The organism is Achromobacter dolens (genome assembly GCF_902859745.1).
GTDB classification, from domain to species: Bacteria; Pseudomonadota; Gammaproteobacteria; order Burkholderiales; family Burkholderiaceae_B; genus Achromobacter; species Achromobacter dolens.
In genome coordinates this window covers 1-16,950 of the sequence record NZ_CADIJW010000052.1, presented here as the reverse complement: position 1 = coordinate 16,950, position 16,950 = coordinate 1, and the positions used below count along the sequence as shown (strand labels likewise).

The 16,950-nt window shown below is 69.9% G+C and carries 16 protein-coding genes and 1 pseudogene; 10 read left to right on the top strand and 7 right to left on the bottom strand.

Features of this window, described 5'->3' with window-relative positions:
- Window positions 1-10: 10 nt before the first annotated feature.
- The 4 genes from HV783_RS24770 to HV783_RS24755 are packed head-to-tail and all read right to left on the bottom strand — an operon-like array spanning window position 11 to window position 3,876.
- Window positions 11-823, bottom strand: a complete 813-nt coding sequence (locus HV783_RS24770) for a carbohydrate ABC transporter permease (protein ID WP_020927431.1) — start codon at window positions 821-823, stop codon at window positions 11-13.
- Window positions 816-1,706 (bottom strand): carbohydrate ABC transporter permease, encoded by an 891-nt coding sequence (locus HV783_RS24765; protein ID WP_006385278.1) that lies wholly within the window; start codon window positions 1,704-1,706, stop codon window positions 816-818. The genes HV783_RS24770 and HV783_RS24765 overlap by 8 nt, the downstream gene beginning before the upstream one ends.
- The gene (locus tag HV783_RS24760; RefSeq protein WP_116793180.1) at window positions 1,703-2,791 is read right to left on the bottom strand and encodes an ABC transporter ATP-binding protein; all 1,089 of its coding nucleotides are present in this window, start codon (window positions 2,789-2,791) and stop codon (window positions 1,703-1,705) included. Before HV783_RS24760 ends, HV783_RS24765 begins: the two co-directional genes overlap by 4 nt.
- A complete protein-coding gene (locus tag HV783_RS24755) occupies window positions 2,791-3,876 on the bottom strand; it encodes an ABC transporter ATP-binding protein (RefSeq protein ID WP_064528073.1) in 1,086 nt (361 codons plus the stop codon). Before HV783_RS24755 ends, HV783_RS24760 begins: the two co-directional genes overlap by 1 nt.
- 230 nt (window positions 3,877-4,106) lie before the next feature.
- Here HV783_RS24755 and HV783_RS24750 point away from each other — a divergent pair, with 230 nt between their 5' ends.
- Window positions 4,107-4,898 carry a DeoR/GlpR family DNA-binding transcription regulator gene (locus tag HV783_RS24750; RefSeq protein WP_054502720.1) on the top strand — a complete coding sequence of 264 codons (792 nt, stop codon included), beginning with the start codon at window positions 4,107-4,109 and terminating at the stop codon, window positions 4,896-4,898.
- A 103-nt stretch (window positions 4,899-5,001) separates the two neighbouring features.
- Window positions 5,002-6,600 (top strand): glycerol-3-phosphate dehydrogenase/oxidase, encoded by a 1,599-nt coding sequence (locus HV783_RS24745; RefSeq protein ID WP_054502721.1) that lies wholly within the window; start codon window positions 5,002-5,004, stop codon window positions 6,598-6,600.
- A gap of 169 nt (window positions 6,601-6,769) precedes the next feature.
- On the opposite strand, the gene HV783_RS24740 is transcribed toward HV783_RS24745, so the two are convergent.
- The 3 genes from HV783_RS24740 to curA form a co-directional block, all read right to left on the bottom strand.
- Window positions 6,770-7,384, bottom strand: coding sequence for an HD-GYP domain-containing protein (locus tag HV783_RS24740; RefSeq protein WP_054502722.1), 615 nt, complete (start codon window positions 7,382-7,384; stop codon window positions 6,770-6,772).
- A 136-nt stretch (window positions 7,385-7,520) separates the two neighbouring features.
- The gene (locus HV783_RS24735; RefSeq protein ID WP_175190059.1) at window positions 7,521-8,201 is read right to left on the bottom strand and encodes a type 1 glutamine amidotransferase domain-containing protein; all 681 of its coding nucleotides are present in this window, start codon (window positions 8,199-8,201) and stop codon (window positions 7,521-7,523) included.
- Between the two features lie 23 nt (window positions 8,202-8,224).
- On the bottom strand, window positions 8,225-9,262 hold the full coding sequence (gene curA, locus HV783_RS24730) for an NADPH-dependent curcumin/dihydrocurcumin reductase (protein WP_064528071.1): 1,038 nt from the start codon (window positions 9,260-9,262) through the stop codon (window positions 8,225-8,227).
- A gap of 121 nt (window positions 9,263-9,383) precedes the next feature.
- On the opposite strand from curA, the gene HV783_RS24725 reads away from it, so the two are divergent.
- The 8 genes and pseudogenes from HV783_RS24725 to HV783_RS24690 form a co-directional block, all read left to right on the top strand.
- Entirely contained in the window at window positions 9,384-10,169 is a 786-nt protein-coding gene (locus HV783_RS24725) for a TetR/AcrR family transcriptional regulator (protein WP_175190058.1), read from the top strand.
- Between the two features lie 2 nt (window positions 10,170-10,171).
- Window positions 10,172-11,143, top strand: coding sequence for an HlyD family secretion protein (locus HV783_RS24720; RefSeq protein ID WP_175190057.1), 972 nt, complete (start codon window positions 10,172-10,174; stop codon window positions 11,141-11,143).
- Window positions 11,140-12,102 (top strand): ABC transporter ATP-binding protein, encoded by a 963-nt coding sequence (locus HV783_RS24715; RefSeq protein WP_049073409.1) that lies wholly within the window; start codon window positions 11,140-11,142, stop codon window positions 12,100-12,102. The genes HV783_RS24720 and HV783_RS24715 overlap by 4 nt, the downstream gene beginning before the upstream one ends.
- Window positions 12,099-13,244 carry an ABC transporter permease gene (locus tag HV783_RS24710; protein WP_054502728.1) on the top strand — a complete coding sequence of 382 codons (1,146 nt, stop codon included), beginning with the start codon at window positions 12,099-12,101 and terminating at the stop codon, window positions 13,242-13,244. Before HV783_RS24715 ends, HV783_RS24710 begins: the two co-directional genes overlap by 4 nt.
- 8 nt (window positions 13,245-13,252) lie before the next feature.
- Entirely contained in the window at window positions 13,253-14,734 is a 1,482-nt protein-coding gene (locus HV783_RS24705) for an efflux transporter outer membrane subunit (RefSeq protein WP_175190056.1), read from the top strand.
- Window positions 14,735-14,877: 143 nt separating this feature from the next.
- Window positions 14,878-15,597, top strand: a complete 720-nt coding sequence (locus tag HV783_RS24700) for a response regulator transcription factor (RefSeq protein ID WP_054502730.1) — start codon at window positions 14,878-14,880, stop codon at window positions 15,595-15,597.
- An 88-nt stretch (window positions 15,598-15,685) separates the two neighbouring features.
- Window positions 15,686-16,174, top strand: coding sequence for a YbaK/prolyl-tRNA synthetase associated domain-containing protein (locus HV783_RS24695; protein WP_054502731.1), 489 nt, complete (start codon window positions 15,686-15,688; stop codon window positions 16,172-16,174).
- Window positions 16,175-16,190: 16 nt separating this feature from the next.
- Window positions 16,191-16,950, top strand: a pseudogene (locus tag HV783_RS24690) (FUSC family protein); the annotation flags it as partial.

Here is a 16,950-nt window from a genome sequence, read left to right as displayed (position 1 = left end):
CCCTCCCCCCTCAGACCCGGCCCATCGCGAAGCCCTTCGCGATGTAGTGCCGCACGAACCAGATGACGATGCCGCCGGGCACGATGGTCAACACCCCGGCCGCCGCCAGCACGCCCCAGTCCATGCCCGAGGCCGAGACCGTGCGCGTCATGGTGGCGACGATGGGCTTGGCGTTGACCGAGGTCAGCGTGCGCGCCAGCAGCAGCTCGACCCAACTGAACATGAAGCAGAAGAACGCCGCCACGCCCACGCCCGACTTGATCAGCGGCAGGAAGATCGTCAGGAAGAAGCGCGGGAACGAATAGCCGTCCACGTAGGCGGTCTCGTCGATCTCGCGCGGCACGCCGGACATGAAGCCTTCCAGGATCCACACCGCCAGCGGCACGTTGAACACCAGGTGCGCCAGCGCCACCGCCAGGTGCGTGTCCATCAGCCCGAACGAGCTGTACAACTGGAAGAACGGCAGCAGGAACACCGCCGGCGGCGTCATGCGGTTGGTCAGCAGCCAGAAGAACACGTGCTTGTCGCCGATGAAGCGGTAGCGCGAGAACGCGTAGGCCGCCGGCAGCGCCACCGCCAGCGAGATGACCGTGTTGATGACCACGTAGATCAGCGAGTTGATGTAGCCCGAATACCAGGCCGGATCGGTGAAGATGGTGCGGTAGTGCTCCAGCGTGAACTCGCGCGGCCACAGCGTCAGGGTGCTGACGATCTCGGTATTGGTCTTGAACGACATGTTCAGCATCCAGTACAGCGGCAGGATGGCGAACACCAGGTACAGCGCCAGGAAGGCGCCGCGCCACCAGGTCGATTGCTCACGCATTGGCGCGCTCCTCGTCGAAACCGCCGGTGGTGCCGGCGCGCTGCATCCAGTTGTACAGAATGAAGCAGAGCAGCAGGATGATCAGGAAGTAGATGATCGAGAACGCCGCCGCCGGGCCCAGGTCGAACTGGCCCACGGCCTTCTGCGTCAGGTACTGCGACAGGAAGGTGGTGGCGTTGCCCGGCCCGCCGCCGGTCAGCACGAACGGCTCGGTGTAGATCATGAAGCTGTCCATGAAGCGCAGCAGCACCGCGATCATCAGCACGCCGCGCATCTTGGGCAGCTGGATGTAGCGGAACACCGCCAGGCGCGAGGCGCCATCGATGCGCGCGGCCTGGTAATAGGCGTCGGGAATGGCGCGCAGGCCGGCATAGCACAGCAGCGCCACCAGCGGCGTCCAGTGCCAGACGTCCATCACCAGCACCGTGACCCAGGCGTCGAGGTCGTTGCCGGTGTAGTTGTAGTCCACCCCCAGCCACGACAGCGTCGCCCCCAGCAGGCCAATGTCGGTGCGGCCGAACACCTGCCAGATGGTGCCCACCACGTTCCACGGGATCAGCAGCGACAGCGCGATGATGACCAGCACCGCCGAGGCGCGCCAGCCGCTGGCCGGCATCGACAGCGCCAGCAGGATGCCGAGCGGGATCTCGATGGCCAGCACCGCCAGCGAGAAGCCGATCTGGCGCAGCAGCGCGCCGTGCAGTTCCTCGTCCTGCAGCACGGCGGCGAACCATTCGGTGCCGACGAACACGCGGCGCTCGGGCGAAATGATGTCCTGCACCGAGTAGTTGACGATGGTCATCAGCGGCAGGATGGCCGAGAACGCCACGCACAGCACCACGGGCAGGACCAGGAACCAGGCCCGGTGATCGATCGGTTTCATCGGATCAGCTCCTCGTCGCGGTAGAAGCAGGTATGCGGATTGAGCGCCGACAGCCAGACCGTGGCGCCGGGCGCGATGGATGCCGCGTCGGTGCCCAGGCGGGCGCGCAGCGGCGTGCCCTCGAAGTCGGCCAGCAGCAAGGTGTAGGTGCCCACGTCCTGCACCCGCTGGACCGTGGCCGGGATGGCGCCAGGCGCGTTGGCGTCGGCCAGGCGCAGGTATTCCGGGCGCACGCCCAGCTTGACCGGGCCGGCGTCGGCCAGCCGGGTCGCCATCGCATCCGGCAGGCCGTCGACGCGGCGCTGGCCCACCATCAGGCCGCCGTCGCGCCATTGCGCCGGCAGGAAGTTCATGCCGGGCGAGCCGATGAAATGGCCGACGAAGGTATGCGCCGGCCGCTCGAACAGGTCGTCGGCGCTGCCCACCTGCACCGCGCGGCCGCGCGCCATCACCATCACCTGGTCGGCGAAGGTCAGCGCCTCGGTCTGGTCGTGGGTGACGTAGATCAGCGTCAGCTTGAACTCGTGGTGGATTTCCTTGAGCTTGCGGCGCAATTCCCACTTCAGTTGCGGGTCGATCACGGTCAGCGGTTCGTCGAACAGCACCGCCGACACGTCGTTGCGCACCAGGCCGCGCCCTAGCGAGATCTTCTGCTTGGCGTCGGCCGTCAGGCCGCTGGCGCGGCGCTCCAGCACGTGCGACATCTCCAGCATCTCGGCGATGCGGCCGACGCGCTCGCGGATCTGCTTGGCGGGCACGCCGCGGTTGCGCAGCGGGAACGCCAGGTTCTCGGCCACGGTCATGGTGTCGTACACCACCGGGAACTGGAACACCTGGGCGATGTTGCGCGCCTGCGGCGTCTTGTGGGTGACATCCTGGCCGTCGAACAGGATGCGGCCGTGCGAGGGACGCAGCAGGCCCGAGACGCAATTGAGCAAGGTGGTCTTGCCGCAGCCCGAGGGACCCAGCAAGGCGTAGGCGCCGCCGTCGCGGAAGGTGAACTTGAGCGGCAGCAGCGCGTAGTCCTCATCGGCCTGGGGATTGGCGACGTAGGAATGGGAGAGGTCCAGCTCGATCTGCGCCATCAGGCGATCCCTCCGCTGGCGTGGGGTCGGGCGGGGGCCGCCAGCAAGGCGCCGTCGGCGCCGAAGGCGTAGGTCTGGGCCGGGTCGAAGTACAGCGTCAGGCGCTGCTCCAGCGTGTAGCGATGCACGCCCGGCAATTGCGCGACCACGTCGCCGGCGGCCGTTTCGGCGTGCACGAAGGTGTCGGACCCGGAGATCTCGGCCAGCTTGACCACGCCGTCCAGGCCGATGTGGCCAGGGCGCGGCGCAATGTCCAACGCGCCCGCCCGCAAGCCGGCGGTGAGCGCCCCGCCCGCGCCCGGCGGCAGTGGCCGCGCGACCGCGATGCCGCCCTGCAGCGTGAAGCCGGCGGCGTCGCGCTGCGCGGCGAACAGGTTCATGGGCGGATCGCTGAAGGCGCGCGCCACCCGGATCGAATTGGGCCGGTGAAAGACCTCGGCGGTCGGGCCGTACTGCAGCAGTTCGCCCGCGTCCAGCACGGCGGTGTGGCCGCCCAGCAGCAGCGCCTCGCCCGGCTCGGTGGTGGCGTAGACCACGGTCGAGCGGCCCTCGGCGAACAGGGCCGAGAGCTCGTCGCGCAGTTCCTCGCGCAGCTTGTAGTCCAGGTTGACCAGCGGTTCGTCCAGCAGGATCAGCGGCGCGTCCTTGACCAGGGCCCGCGCCAGCGCCACCCGCTGCTGCTGCCCGCCGGACAGTTCAGACGGATGACGGGCCAGCAGGTGGTCGATGTGCAGGCGCGCGGCCATGGCCCCGACCTTGTCGGCGATACCCGACGCGCCGCGCAGCTTGAGCGGCGAGGCGATGTTGTCGAACACCGTCATGGACGGATAGTTGATGAATTGCTGGTACACCATGGCGACGTTGCGCTGGCGCACCGGCACCCCGGTCACGTCGACGCCGTCGGCCAGCACGCGGCCCTCGGTGGGCCGGTCGAGCCCGGCCATGATGCGCATCAGCGATGTCTTGCCCGCCAGGGTCACCCCCAGCAACACGGTCATGGCGCCCGGCACGGGGGCCAGGCTCATGGGATACAGGTGCGTCTGCGAGCCGGCTCGCAACGCAATCCTGTCCAGGGTCAGCTGCATCTGGTCTCCTCTGCCTTTAATACGTCCCCGGTTTATCAACCGGACTTCGGTACATCGGGTACAGCGGCCCTGCAGGCGCGCAAGAACGCGCCGGGTCGGGTTTTTCTTTCAGATCGCTTTCGTTTTTTGTGCGTTTTACTCAAGAAGCGAAAAAAATACAATCTTGCAGCGCGTCATTATTTTTCGCTTTTGTTGTTTTATGATGCGACTGTGACACTCAATACGCCAACATGACACTCAATCCCAGACAGAGCGCCTTGATCGAAATGGTGCGGGCCCAGGGCTCGGCCACGATCGAAGAGCTGGCCAAACGCTTCGACGTCACGCTGCAGACCGTGCGGCGCGACGTCAACATCCTGTCCGAGGCCGGCCTGCTGTCGCGCTTCCATGGCGGCGTGCGCATCGAAGCGTCGACTATCGAGAACATCGCCTATCGCAAGCGCCAGGGGCTGCACGCGGCCGGCAAGCAACGCATCGCCGAGGCCGTGGCCCGCGCCGTGCCCGACGGCTGCTCGCTGATCCTGAACATCGGCACCACCACCGAAGCCATCGCCCGCGCCCTGCTGCGCCATCGCGGCCTGCGCGTCATCACCAACAACCTGCATGTGGCCGACATCCTTTCCGACAACCCGGATTGCGAAGTCATCGTCGCCGGCGGCGTGGTGCGTTCGCGCGACCGCGGCATCGTCGGCGAGGCCACCATGGACTTCATCCGCCAGTTCCGGGTCGACATCGGCCTGATCGGCATTTCCGGCATCGAGGCCGACGGCACGCTGCGCGACTACGACTTCCGCGAAGTGCGCGTGGCCCGCACCATCATCGAACAGTCGCGCGAAGTGTGGCTGGCCGCCGACAGCAGCAAATTCAAGCGCCAGGCCATGGTGGAGCTGGCGCACATCTCGCAGATCGACCGCTTCTTCACCGACGCGCATCCGCAGGAACCGCTGGCGCAAGTGCTGCTGGACGCCGGCGTGCGCTGCGAAGTGGCCGCCGCGCCGAACGCGGCCAAGGTATCCGCCTGACCGGCTTGACCCGGACCGGAGCAAGGCGCTTGCGCCCCGCCCGGCCGGCACGAAAAGAAACGAACACCGCACCGAACCCTAGCGGCCCCGCCGCCCCACGCATATGAACCAACCGCTCGCCACCGTCACCCCGCCCGACCGCAACCGCCTGCTGGCGCAACTGGACAACACGCCCGCCTGGGACGTGATCGTCATCGGCGGCGGCGCCACCGGCCTGGGCACCGCCGTCGACGCCGCCAGCCGCGGCTACCGCACCCTGCTGATCGAGGCCGCCGACTTCGCCAAGGGCACCTCCAGCAAGGCCACCAAGCTGGTGCACGGCGGCGTGCGCTACCTGGCGCAGGGCAACATCAGCCTGGTGCGCGAAGCGCTGCACGAACGCGGCCTGCTCAACCGCAACGCGCCGCACCTGGTGTGGCCCCTGGGCTTCGTGGTGCCGGCCTACAACCTGCTGGACCAGCCCTTCTACGGCATCGGCCTGAAGATGTACGACATGCTGGCCGGCAAGCTCAACCTGTCGCCCAGCCGCTGGCTGTCGCGCCGCGACACGCTGGCCAACGCGCCGACGCTGGCCGAGAACGTCAACGGCCGCGGCCTGAAGGGCGGCGTGCTGTACTACGACGGCCAGTTCGACGACGCGCGCCTGGCGCTGAGCCTGATGCGCACGCTGTTCGACCTGGGCGGCACCGCGGTCAACTACGTGCGCGCCACCGGCCTGACCACCACCGGCGGCAAGGTCGACGGCGTCACGGCGCAGGACGCGCTGGGCGGCGCCAGCTTCACGCTGCGGGCGCGCTGCGTCATCAACGCCACCGGCGTCTGGGTCGACAGCGTGCGCCGCATGGAAGACAAGAACGCGCCGACCATGGTGGCGCCCAGCCAGGGCGTGCACCTGACGCTGCCGCACGATTTCCTGCCCGGCAAGCGCGCCATCCTGATCCCCAAGACCGACGACGGCCGCGTGCTGTTCGTGGTGCCGTGGAACGGCCACACCATCGTCGGCACCACCGACTCGCCGCGCAACGACCTGCCGCTGGATCCGGAAGCCGGCGCCCAGGACGTCGATTTCATCCTGAGCACCGCCGCGCGCTATCTCAGCCGCAAGCCGACCCGCGACGACGTCACCAGTGTCTGGGCCGGCCTGCGGCCGCTGGTCAAGGCCACCGGCGACGCCGCCACCAAATCGCTGTCGCGCGAGCACACCATCCTGGTGTCGCAGGCCGGGCTGGTGACGGTCACGGGCGGCAAGTGGACCACCTACCGCCGCATGGCGCAGGACGTGGTCGACACCGCCATCCAGCACCAGTTGCTGACGCAGGCCAGTTGCCGCACCGAGTCGCTGGCGCTGCATGGCGCCAACGGCCTGGCGCCGTCGCAGGAACACGCCGGCACGCCGGACAGCTACTACGGCAGCGACCTGGCCACGCTCAAGGCCCTGCCCGGCGCCGAGCGCATGCTGGTCAAGAGCAGCGGCCTGTCCGAAGCCCACGTGCGCTTCGCCGCGCGCTTCGAACTGGCGCGCAGCGCCGAGGACGTGCTGGCGCGCCGCAACCGCGCGCTGTTCCTGGACGCAGAGGCCGCCATGCTGGCCGCGCCCGAAGTGGCCCGCATCCTGGCCGAGGAACTGGGCCACGACGCCGCCTGGCAGCAGCGCACGCTGCAGGAACTGGCCGGCGTCGCCGCGCACTACCGCCTGAAATGACGCGCTGAAAAGTGACGCGCCGACAATCGACGCGCTGAAGCCGCGCGCCCGGGGCGCGCCGTGATTGTCCGCACCCGCAACGCCGCACCCGCAACGCCGCGCCGGCATGGCGCGGCGTTGTCGCATGGCGCCGGAGCCTGTGCAAGGCGCCTTGCAGGGAAAACAGGCCCTAGGGCACGCGCAGCGGACTGGACTGGATCATGGTCTCGAACACGCGCAGCAGGTCCGGATCGCACTTGGCCCCGGCCTCGCGGTTGAGGATGCGCATGATCTCGGCGTGCGTGCGCGCCGGATGATAGGGCCGCGCGTCGCCCAGCGCATCGTAGGAATCGGCCAGCGAAATGATGCGCGCGTGCAGCGGGATGTCGTGCCCCGCGAGTCCGTCGGGATAGCCCGAGCCGTCGAAATGCTCGTGATGATGGCGCACCGCCAGCGCGATGCGCTCGCGCTGGGGCATGTTGCTGTGCAGGATGATGTCCGCACCCACGGCAGCGTGCGACTTCATGATCTCCCAATCCTCTTTTTCGAGGCGCTTGGGCGAGAACAGCACGCGATCGGGGGTGCCGATCTTGCCCACGTCATGCAGGCGGGCGGCCACGGCCACGGCGTGTTGGTCATCTTCGTTCAGGCCGCAGGCCCGCGCCAGCGCCACGCTCAGCGCGACGACGCGGTGGCAATGGCGGCCGGTGGCGGCGTCGCGGGCCTGCATCGCGGCGAACAGCGCCGCTTCACAGGATCCTGCGGCCTGCGCGGCAGGCGCGCTTGGGGGGACATCTGGAGGCATCGGTCTTGGCGCGCGCGATTGCAACGGAACCGCGCGCCTGTGTCAGAAAGTATCAATTCTGACACAAGCACGTACCGTTCCGACAACACGCCGCGCCCCGGGACGTGAACGCCCGTAACCATGCCCCGCCTTGCGTTCAGGCCCGCAGGCGTTCTAGCAGCGCCTGCGCCACGCCGACCGACGATGCCGGATTCTGCCCGGTGATCAAGAGGCCATCGGAGACGATGTGCGGTTGCCAGTCGGCGCCCTTGCTGTAGAGGCCGCCCAACAGCGCCAGCTCGTCTTCCACCAGGAAGGGCACGACGGCGGTCAACTGCACCGCCGCCTCTTCCGTGTTGGAAAAGCCGGTCACCTGGCGGCCCTGCACCAGCGGCTTGCCGTCGGCGGTCTTGGCGTGGCGCAGCACGCCCGGCGCGTGGCAGACCGCCGCCACGGGCTTGCCCGCCGCCAGCATGGTCTCGATCAACGCCACCGACTTGGGGTCTTCGGCCAGGTCCCATAGCGGGCCGTGGCCGCCGGGATAGAACACCGCGTCGTAATCGGCGGCCTGCACCTCGGCCAGCCGGCGTGTGCTGGCCAGGCGCCGCTGCGCCTCGGCATCCTGGCGGAAGCGGCGCGTGTCATCGGTCTGGGCGTCGGGATCGTCACTCTTGGGATCGAGCGGCGGCTGCCCGCCCTGCGACGAGGCCAGCGTCAGCGTGGCGCCCGCGTCCAGGAAGGCGTAGTACGGCGCGGCGAACTCCTCCAGCCAGAAGCCGGTCTTGCGGCCGGTGTCGCCCAGCGTGTCGTGGGAAGTCAGCACGATCAGGATATTCATGTTGCGCTCCTCATGTTGCGTTCCTATTCATCCGGCCCGACGCGCACGATGCGCTTGCCGGCGTTCTCGCCCTTGAGCAGGCCCATCAGCCCGCGCGGCGCGTTCTCCAGGCCATCGACCACGTCTTCGCGGTACTTGATGCGGCCGTCGCGCAGCAGCTCCTGCATGGCCGCGCGGAACTCGCCGAAACGCGGCGCGTATTCGTTGAAGATGATGAAGCCCTGCATCTTGATGCGCTTGGTCAGGATGGTGCGCATCAGCAGCGGCAGGCGGTCGGGGCCGTCGGGCAGGCTGGTGGCGTTGTAGGCCGAGATCAGGCCGCATACCGGCACCCGCGCGCGCGGATTGAGCAGCGGCAGCACGGCGTCGAACACCGCGCCGCCGACGTTCTCGAAATACACGTCGATGCCCTGCGGCACCGCCTTGGCCAGCAGGTTGGCCATGGCCGGATCGCGGTGGTCGATGCAGGCGTCAAAGCCCAGTTCCTCGACCACGTAGCGGCACTTGTCGGGGCCCCCGGCGATGCCCACCGCCTTGCAGCCGTGGATCTTGGCCAACTGGCCCACCACCGCGCCGACCGCGCCGCTGGCGGCGGCCACCACCACGGTTTCGCCGGCCTTGGGCTGGCCGATGTCCAGCAGGCCCATGTAGCCGGTGAAGCCCGGCATGCCCAGCACGCCCAGCGAATACGACGGACGCTCGGGCGCCGAACCCAGCTTGAGCAGGCCGCTGCCGTCGGAGACGGCGTAGTCCTGCCAGCCGGACTGGGACAGCACCCACTCGCCCACCGGATAGTCGGCGTGGCGCGAGGCCACCACCCGGGCCACGGTGCCGCCCACCATGGGCTGGCCGACCTGCACCGGCTCGGCGTACGAAGGCGCGTCGCTCATGCGGCCGCGCATGTAGGGATCGAGGGAAAGATAGACCGTGCGCAGCAGCAGTTGGCCCGGCCCGGGTTCGGGGACCGCGCCGGTTTCCAGGCGGAAATCGCTGTCGGCGGGTTCGCCGCTTGGCCGCGAGGCCAGGACGATGCGGCGGTTGAGGGAGGACGATTGCGGCATGGCGTGCTGACTCCTTCTGTTCCGATCAGCTCATTACACCACCTCCGCCGGCCGGCCCGCCCGCCAACCCTGCCAGCCGCTGCCCTTTTAATTAATTAAGTATTTAATTAGAATCTGCCTCATGCCTGCCAAGCCATCCCCCGCGCGCCGTCCCGGCCGCCCCGCCCGCCCCGACAGCGCCGCCGTGCGCGACCAGTTGCTGGACATCGCCACCGGCCTGTTCGCCACCCAGGGCGTGGCCGCCACCCGCCTGGCCCACATCGCCGAACGCGCCGGGTTCACCTCGGCCATGCTGCACTACTACTTCAAGAGCCGCGACCAGTTGCTGGACGCGGTGGTGCTGGAACGCGTGGTGCCGGTCATCGGCTACGTCTGGAGCCCGGTGCCGCAGACGGCGCGGCGCCTGGACGGTTCGGCCGACACGGCGCGCATCGTCATCACCGAGATCGTCTCGCGCATCGTGCGCTGCGGCACCGACCGCCCCTGGCTGCCGTCCTTGTGGATGCACGAGGTCGTCAACGAAGGCGGCCAGTTGCGCGAGCGCGTGCTGCGCCACCTGCCGGCCCAGCGCCTGCAGGTGTTCGCCGGCCTGATCGCCGACAGCCAGCGCGCCGGCGCCATCACCCCGGGCGTGGAGCCGCGGCTGGTGTTCCTGTCGATCCTGGGCCTGACGCTGCTGCCGCTGGCCACGTCCAGCCTGTGGCGCCGCATCTGGCAGAACGATCCGCAGGTCCAGGCCATCGACCACGACGCCATTGCCGCGCACGCCATCGCCATGCTCACTGGCGGGCTGTTTTCCCCGCCGGCCCCGGGGCCCGAGGCCCCCGGCACGCCCGCCGCGCCGGCACAGCGGACCCGGCGCGCCAAGCCGGCCGCCACCACCGAACCGCCCGCCACAGGACGCTGACCATGCGCACCCCTTCCCTCCCGCGCTATGCCCTGCCCGTCGCCGCCGCGCTCGGCCTGTCGCTGCTGGCCGCCTGCGGCAAGCGCGACGATGCCGTCTACCAGGGCTACGTCGAGGGCGAGTATCTCTACATCGCCTCGTCAGAGGCCGGCCGGCTCGACACGCTGTCGGTGCAGCGCGGCCAGCAAGTCGCCGCCGCCGCGCCGCTGTTCGCGCTGGAGGCGACGCGCGAAACCGCGGCGCGCGACCAGGCCGGCGCGCAGTTGGCGGCGGCCAGCGCGCAGTTGGAAGACATTGCCACCGGCAAGCGGCCGCCCGAGGTCGATGTCGCCCGCGCCCAACTGGCCCAGGCCGAGGCCGCCAGCCGGCGCTCGGCGGCGCAACTGGCGCGCGACACCGCGCAGTTCCGCGCCGGTGGCGTGGCGCGGGCGCAACTGGACGACAGCCGCGAGCAGGCCCGGTCGGACGCGGCCCGGGTGCGCGAGCTGCGCGCCCAACTGGAAGTGGCCAACCTGCCCGGCCGCCAGGATCAGCGCCGCGCCCAGGCCGCCCAGGTCGAGGCGGCGCGCGCGACGCTGGCGCAGGCCGACTGGACCCTGGCGCAGAAACGCCTGGCGGCGCCCACCGCCGCCCTCGTTTTCGACACGCTGTACCGCGTGGGCGAATGGGTGCCGGCCGGCAGCCCGGTGGTCAGCCTGCTGCCGCCCGGCAACATCAAGGTGCGCTTCTTCGTGCCCGAAACCGTGGTCGGCGCGCTCAAGCCCGGGCAGCAGGCCACCGTGCGCTGCGACGGCTGCGGCGACCCCGTGCCGGTGCGCATCGACTACGTCTCGCCGCAGGCCGAGTACACGCCGCCGGTGATCTACAGCCGCGAAACGCGCGGCAAGCTGGTCTACATGGTCGAGGCCCGCCCCGCGCCGGATGCGGCCACGCGGCTGCATCCGGGCCAGCCGGTCGAGGCGGCGCTGCAATGAACGGCGCCCCCGCCCGCCCCGCCGCCGAGCCCGGCTACGTCATCGACGTGCACGGCCTGAACAAGCACTTCGGCAACAAGCACGTGGTCAACGACGTTTCGCTGCAAGTGCGCGAAGGCGAGATCTTCGGCTTTCTCGGCCCCAACGGCAGCGGCAAGACCACCAGCATCCGCCTGATGTGCGGCCTGCTCACGCCCGACTCCGGCAGCGGCACCTGCCTGGGCTACGACATCCTCAAGGACAGCGCCGAAATCAAGCGCCACGTCGGCTACATGACGCAGAAGTTCTCGTACTGGGACGACCTGACCATCCGCGAGAACCTGGACTTCGTCGCCCGCATGTACGGCATGCCGAACCGCCGCGAGACCGTTGACCGCGCGCTCGAGGACCTGGGCCTGCAGACCCGCGCCAACCAGCTCACCGGCGCGCTGTCCGGCGGCTGGAAGCAGCGCCTGGCGCTGGCCGCCTGCCTGCTGCACGAGCCGCGCCTGCTGCTGCTGGACGAGCCCACCGCCGGCGTCGACCCGACCGCGCGGCGCGACTTCTGGGAACAGTTGCACGAGCTGGCCGCGCGCGGCATTTCAGTGCTGGTCAGCACCCACTACATGGACGAGGCCGAGCGCTGCCACAAGCTGGCCTACATCTCGTACGGCAAGCTGCTGATCCAGGGCACCGCCGATGAAGTCATCGCCCAGCAGCGCCTGACCACCTGGGCCATCCACGGCCATGACCTGGTGCCGCTGGCGCAGCGGCTGCGCGGCGCGCCGGGGGTGGACCAGACCGTGGCCTTCGGCACCGCGCTGCATATCAGCGGCCGCGACGCCGCCGTGCTCGAACGCACCTTGCGAGACGTCGTGGCCGGCCAGGACCTGCGCCTGGAACGCATCGACACCAGCCTGGAGGATGTCTTCATCTACCTGATGAACCGCTCCGACGACAACTACGCGAGCGCGGCATGAGACGCCACCTGGAGGGCTTCTCGTGGTCGCGCTGGTGGAGCATGGTGCTCAAGGAATTCCTGCAGCTGCGGCGCGACCGCATCACCTTCGGCATGATCGTCGGCATTCCGATCATGCAACTGGCGCTGTTCGGCTACGCCATCAACACCAACCCCAAGCAACTGCCGACCGCCGTCATCGTGGCCGACCACAGCCCGTTCACGCGCAGCTTCGTGGCGGCGATGACCGCGTCCGACTACTTCGACATCGTCGAGACTCTGCCCGACGAAGAGGCCGGCCGCGCCGCGCTGGCGCAGGGCCGGGTGTTGTTCGTGCTGACCATTCCACCGGACTTCTCGCGCCAGTTGCTGCGCGGCGAACGGCCGGCGCTGCTGATCGAGGCCGACGCCACCGACCCGATGGCGACCGGGCTGGCGATCGGCTCGGCCACCCAACTGGCGCAGGCGGTGGCGCGCAAGGACCTGACCGGCCCGCTGGCGCACCTGGCCGGCGGCCAACCGCCGTTCGACGTGCGCGTGCACCAGCTCTACAACGAAGAACAGATCTCGCAATACAACACCGTGCCCGGCCTGATGGGCGTGATCCTGACCATGACGCTGGTGATGATGACCGGCCTGGCCATGACGCGCGAACGCGAGCGCGGCACCATGGAAAACCTGCTGGCCATGCCGGTGCGGCCGCTGGAGGTGATGACGGGCAAGATCGTGCCCTACATCGCCATCGGCCTGATCCAGTCCACCATCATCCTGCTGGCGGCGTATTTCGTGTTCCACGTGCCGTTCCTGGGCAGTTTGGTGACGGTGTACCTGGGCGCGCTGATCTTCGTGGCCGCCAACCTGACCGTCGGCATCACGCTGTCGTCGCTGGCGCAGAACCAGTTGCAGGCGATGCAACTGACGATGTTCTATTTCCTGCCCAACATGCTGTTGTCCGGTTTCATGTTCCCGTTCCTGGGCATGCCCAAATGGGCGCAGTACCTGGGCAACCTGCTGCCGCTGACGCACTTCAACCGGCTGATCCGCGGCATCCTGCTCAAGGGCAACGGCTGGTGGGACCTGTGGCCCGCCATCTGGCCCATGCTGCTGTTCACCGTGGTCGTCATGACCGCCGCCGTGAAGTTCTACCGCCGCACCCTGGATTGAAGGCCGCCATGCCCCGCCCCCACCTGCCCTTCGCCCGCCGCGCCGCGCTCGTGGCCGCCTGCGCTCTGTTGCCCGGCTGCGCCGTCGGACCGGACTTCGAGCGACCCGCCACGCCGCCGGTCGCCGCCTACACGTCGCCGACCGACAGCGCCGCCCCCGCCAGCGGCGCCCAACCGCGCCTCACCGGCGCCGACATCCCGGCCCAATGGTGGCGCCTGTTCCGCTCCAATGCGCTGGACACGCTGGTGCGGCAGGCGCTGGAGGCCAGCCCGACCCTGGAACAGGCCCGCGCCCGGCTGCGCCAGGCCGGCGAGGATCTGAACGCGGAAACCGGCGGCCGCCTGCTGCCAGCCGTCGACGCCAACCTGTCGGCCACCCGGCAGAAGGTCGATCCTTCCGCCTACGGCGTGCCGGTGACCGAGCAGCCCGCGCCGTTCACGCTCTACAACGCATCGATCGACGTGTCCTACACGCTCGATGTGTTCGGCGGCAACCGCCGCGCGCTGGAGGGGCTGGCGGCGCAGGTCGACTACCAGTCGCACGAACTGCAGGCCGCGCGCATGACGCTGGCCGCCAACGTCGTGACCACCGCCATCCGCCAGGCCGACCTGGCCGCGCGCCTGGCCGACACCCGCGAGCTGCTGGCGGCCCAGCAGCGCCAGCGCGACATCATGGCGCAACGCCTGCGGGCCGGCGGCATCGCCGAGGCCGACCTGCGCAACCAGGAACTGCTGCTGGCGCAGACCGACGCCACCGTGCCGCCGCTGGAATACCAACTGGCCCAGGCCACGCACCAGTTGGCCACCTACCTGGGCCAGCCGCCCGCCGCCTGGCAGGCGCCGCCGCTGCGCCTGGCCGACCTGGCGCTGCCGGCCGAGATTCCCACGGGGGTGCCGTCGGCGCTGACCCGCCAGCGGCCCGACATCCTGGCCGCCGAGGCCCTGCTGCACCAGGCCTCGGCCAACGTCGGCGTGGCCACCGCCAACCAATACCCGCGCTTCACCCTGACCGCCAGCTTCGGGTCGCAACGCACCCGGGCCGGCGATATCACCGATGGCGTCAATGTCTGGAACCTGGGCCTGGGCCTGGCGCAACCGCTGTTCCATGGCGGCGAACTGCGCGCCCGCAAGCGTTCGGCCGAGGCCGCCTACGAGGCGGCGGCGGCCGGTTATTGGCAGACCGTGCTGGATGGTTTCCGCCAGGTGGCCGATGCGCTGCGCGCGGTGCAGGCCGACGCCCGGGCGTATGACGCCTACGACACCGCCTGGCGTCGCGCCGACGACGCCGCGCGCATCGCTGACGCGCGCTACCAGGCCGGCGGCATCAGCCACCTGGCCCTGCTGGACAGCCAGCGCCAGTTGCTGCAGACGCGCATCGCCCGCGGCGCGGCCGACGCGGCGCGCTACGCGGACACCGCCGCCTTGCTGCAGGCGCTGGGCGGCGGCTGGTGGAACGAGCCGCCGGACAGTCTGGCCACTCCCGCCCGCTAGCCCGCAAACCCGCGCCAATACATACATTGCCCGGTCATGTCCGAGAATTCGGGTCAGAAAGTGGCGTTGTGCGACGTTTAGGAATCCGTTGTATCCGATGCATCATGCATGCGCTGAAGCTGCACTGATCCCGACAACGATTCATGAATGACTTACTAGACCTGATCGTCTTCTCACCCGATGCCCACCAACGCGCACGCCGCTGCGACGCGCTGGCGGGCATGGGCTTCTCGCCGCGCGGATGCGAGGACTCCAACGGCCTGTTCCGCCTGTTCCAGGCGCGCCGCACGCCGCTGCTTGTGATGGAAGCCGAGCTGACCGATCTGTGCATGGCCGTCGCCGGCCTGCGCGCCATGGACACCACCGCCGGCATCGTCGCCGTCTCGACCTTCGATTCGCCTGAAAACCGCATCCTCGGCCTGCACTGCGGCGCCGACGCCTGCTTTCCGCCCGACGTGGCCACCGCCGAGATCGCCGCCGCGCTGCAGGCGCTGGTGCGCCGCGTGCCCGTGAGCGGTCGCCGGCCGGCCGACGCCGAGGCGCGCCCGGCCGCCGCCGCCCCCGCCGAGGCCACCGGCAAATGGCAGTTCCAGGATGCCGCCTGGACCCTGGTCAGCCCGCGCGGCACGCGCCTGCCGCTGACCCAGGCCGAACGCGACTTCCTGCTCAAGCTGACCACCAGCCCCGACAAGCGCCTGCCGCGCGGCGACGTGCCGCCCGGCGATCCGCAGGCCGGCCGCGAATCCGTGCGCCGCACGGACGTCGTGGTCAGCCGGCTGCGCCGCAAGGCGCAGGAGACCGACATGGAATTGCCGATTCGTACCGTCTGGGGCTGGGGCTACGCCTTCACTGGCGACATCTAGCCCGCGCCGCCGGCCCGGTGGCGGCGTATCATGCGGCATGGCCCGCCGGATCCCCGGCGCCGGCCTTGCCAACCCACCATTTCCCGCCATGGAAGTCTACGACCGCCTGCAGGCCCTGCTGACCGAGCACCAGGCCCGCTACCGCCTCATCTCCCACCCCGCCGCCGGCCGCTCCGTGGAAGTCGCCGCCGTGCGCGGCACCGCCGTCAGCCAGGGCGCCAAGGCGCTGGTCTGCCGCGTCAAGATCTCATCCAACCAGCGCCGGAACGTGCTGGCGGTGTTCCCCGCCGACCAGCAGGCCGACCTGGACGCCATCGCCCGCGCCGCGGGCGGCAAGAAGGCCTCGCTGGCCTCGCAGGACCTGGCGCGCGAGCTGACCGGCTGCGAGATCGGCGCGATCCCGCCCTTCAGCTTCAACCCCGACCTGCACCTGCTGGTGGATCCCACCCTGCGCCAGCGTCACGATGAAATCGTGTTCAACGCCGGCCGTCTCGACGCGTCCATCCTGATGGCCACCGCCGATTATTTCCGCCTGGCCGCGCCGCAGGAAGCGCCGCTGATCAAGGGCCAGGGTTAACCGGCCCGGGACCGCCGTGCCGCACTCAGCCGCCTCCCGCGAAAACCGCCGCGCGCGCGCCTCCAACATGCGCTGGCTCATGAGCCTGGCGCACATGGAACCGTCGCCGGTCAGCCGCTGGGTGGCGCTGCGCGCCGCGCTGGCCATCGGCCTGCCGACCGCCGCCGGCCTGCTGCTCGACCAGAGCGCGGCGGCCGCGCTGGTGGCGCTGGGCGCGCTGCCCGCCATCACCGGCGACAACGGCGGCCCCTACCGCAACCGCGCGCTATCCATCGGCAGCACCGTGTTCGGCGGCGCGCTGGGTTACTTCCTGGGCACGCTGCTGGCCGGCCACGGCCTGTTCAGCGTCGCCGGCATGACGCTGCTGGTGCTGCTGGCCAGCCTGGTCGGCACCTTCAATAACATCGCCGCCGTCGCCACGCTGCAATTCGCCACCTACGTGATCGTCGGCGCCAGCCTGACGTCGCCGCTGCCGCCCTGGCTGCCGCCGGCGCTGGTGGGCGCGGGCGGGCTGTTCGGCCTGGCGCTGACCCTGCTGGGCTGGGTGGTGAACCCGATCGCGCCGGAACGGGCGGCGGTGGCGCTGGCCTATCGCAAGCTGGCGGCCATGTTCGCCGCCATTGGCACCTCGCGCATCATGACGGCGCGGCGCGACATGGAAGCCGCCATGGCCGGCGCCTACGACACGGTGCTGGCGGCCCGGCGCCGCGCCGCCGGCCCCTCGCCGCGGCTGGCCCGGCTGGCCGCGCAGTTGCAGGCCTGCACGCCGCTGTCGG

What these genes read in the sequence shown, in the direction of transcription:
- HV783_RS24760 (WP_116793180.1), bottom strand. Translation starts at nt 2,791, where the DNA reads ATGGCGCAGATCGAGCTGGACCTCTCCCATTCCTACGTCGCCAATCCC.
- HV783_RS24725 (WP_175190058.1), top strand. Translation starts at nt 9,384, where the DNA reads ATGCCTGCCAAGCCATCCCCCGCGCGCCGTCCCGGCCGCCCCGCCCGC.
- HV783_RS24695 (WP_054502731.1), top strand. Translation starts at nt 15,686, where the DNA reads ATGGAAGTCTACGACCGCCTGCAGGCCCTGCTGACCGAGCACCAGGCC.
- HV783_RS24710 (WP_054502728.1), top strand. Translation starts at nt 12,099, where the DNA reads ATGAGACGCCACCTGGAGGGCTTCTCGTGGTCGCGCTGGTGGAGCATG.
- HV783_RS24755 (WP_064528073.1), bottom strand. Translation starts at nt 3,876, where the DNA reads ATGCAGCTGACCCTGGACAGGATTGCGTTGCGAGCCGGCTCGCAGACG.
- HV783_RS24770 (WP_020927431.1), bottom strand. Translation starts at nt 823, where the DNA reads ATGCGTGAGCAATCGACCTGGTGGCGCGGCGCCTTCCTGGCGCTGTAC.
- HV783_RS24740 (WP_054502722.1), bottom strand. Translation starts at nt 7,384, where the DNA reads ATGCCTCCAGATGTCCCCCCAAGCGCGCCTGCCGCGCAGGCCGCAGGA.
- curA (WP_064528071.1), bottom strand. Translation starts at nt 9,262, where the DNA reads ATGCCGCAATCGTCCTCCCTCAACCGCCGCATCGTCCTGGCCTCGCGG.
- HV783_RS24765 (WP_006385278.1), bottom strand. Translation starts at nt 1,706, where the DNA reads ATGAAACCGATCGATCACCGGGCCTGGTTCCTGGTCCTGCCCGTGGTG.
- HV783_RS24705 (WP_175190056.1), top strand. Translation starts at nt 13,253, where the DNA reads ATGCCCCGCCCCCACCTGCCCTTCGCCCGCCGCGCCGCGCTCGTGGCC.
- HV783_RS24700 (WP_054502730.1), top strand. Translation starts at nt 14,878, where the DNA reads ATGAATGACTTACTAGACCTGATCGTCTTCTCACCCGATGCCCACCAA.
- HV783_RS24750 (WP_054502720.1), top strand. Translation starts at nt 4,107, where the DNA reads ATGACACTCAATCCCAGACAGAGCGCCTTGATCGAAATGGTGCGGGCC.
- HV783_RS24720 (WP_175190057.1), top strand. Translation starts at nt 10,172, where the DNA reads ATGCGCACCCCTTCCCTCCCGCGCTATGCCCTGCCCGTCGCCGCCGCG.
- HV783_RS24715 (WP_049073409.1), top strand. Translation starts at nt 11,140, where the DNA reads ATGAACGGCGCCCCCGCCCGCCCCGCCGCCGAGCCCGGCTACGTCATC.
- HV783_RS24735 (WP_175190059.1), bottom strand. Translation starts at nt 8,201, where the DNA reads ATGAATATCCTGATCGTGCTGACTTCCCACGACACGCTGGGCGACACC.
- HV783_RS24745 (WP_054502721.1), top strand. Translation starts at nt 5,002, where the DNA reads ATGAACCAACCGCTCGCCACCGTCACCCCGCCCGACCGCAACCGCCTG.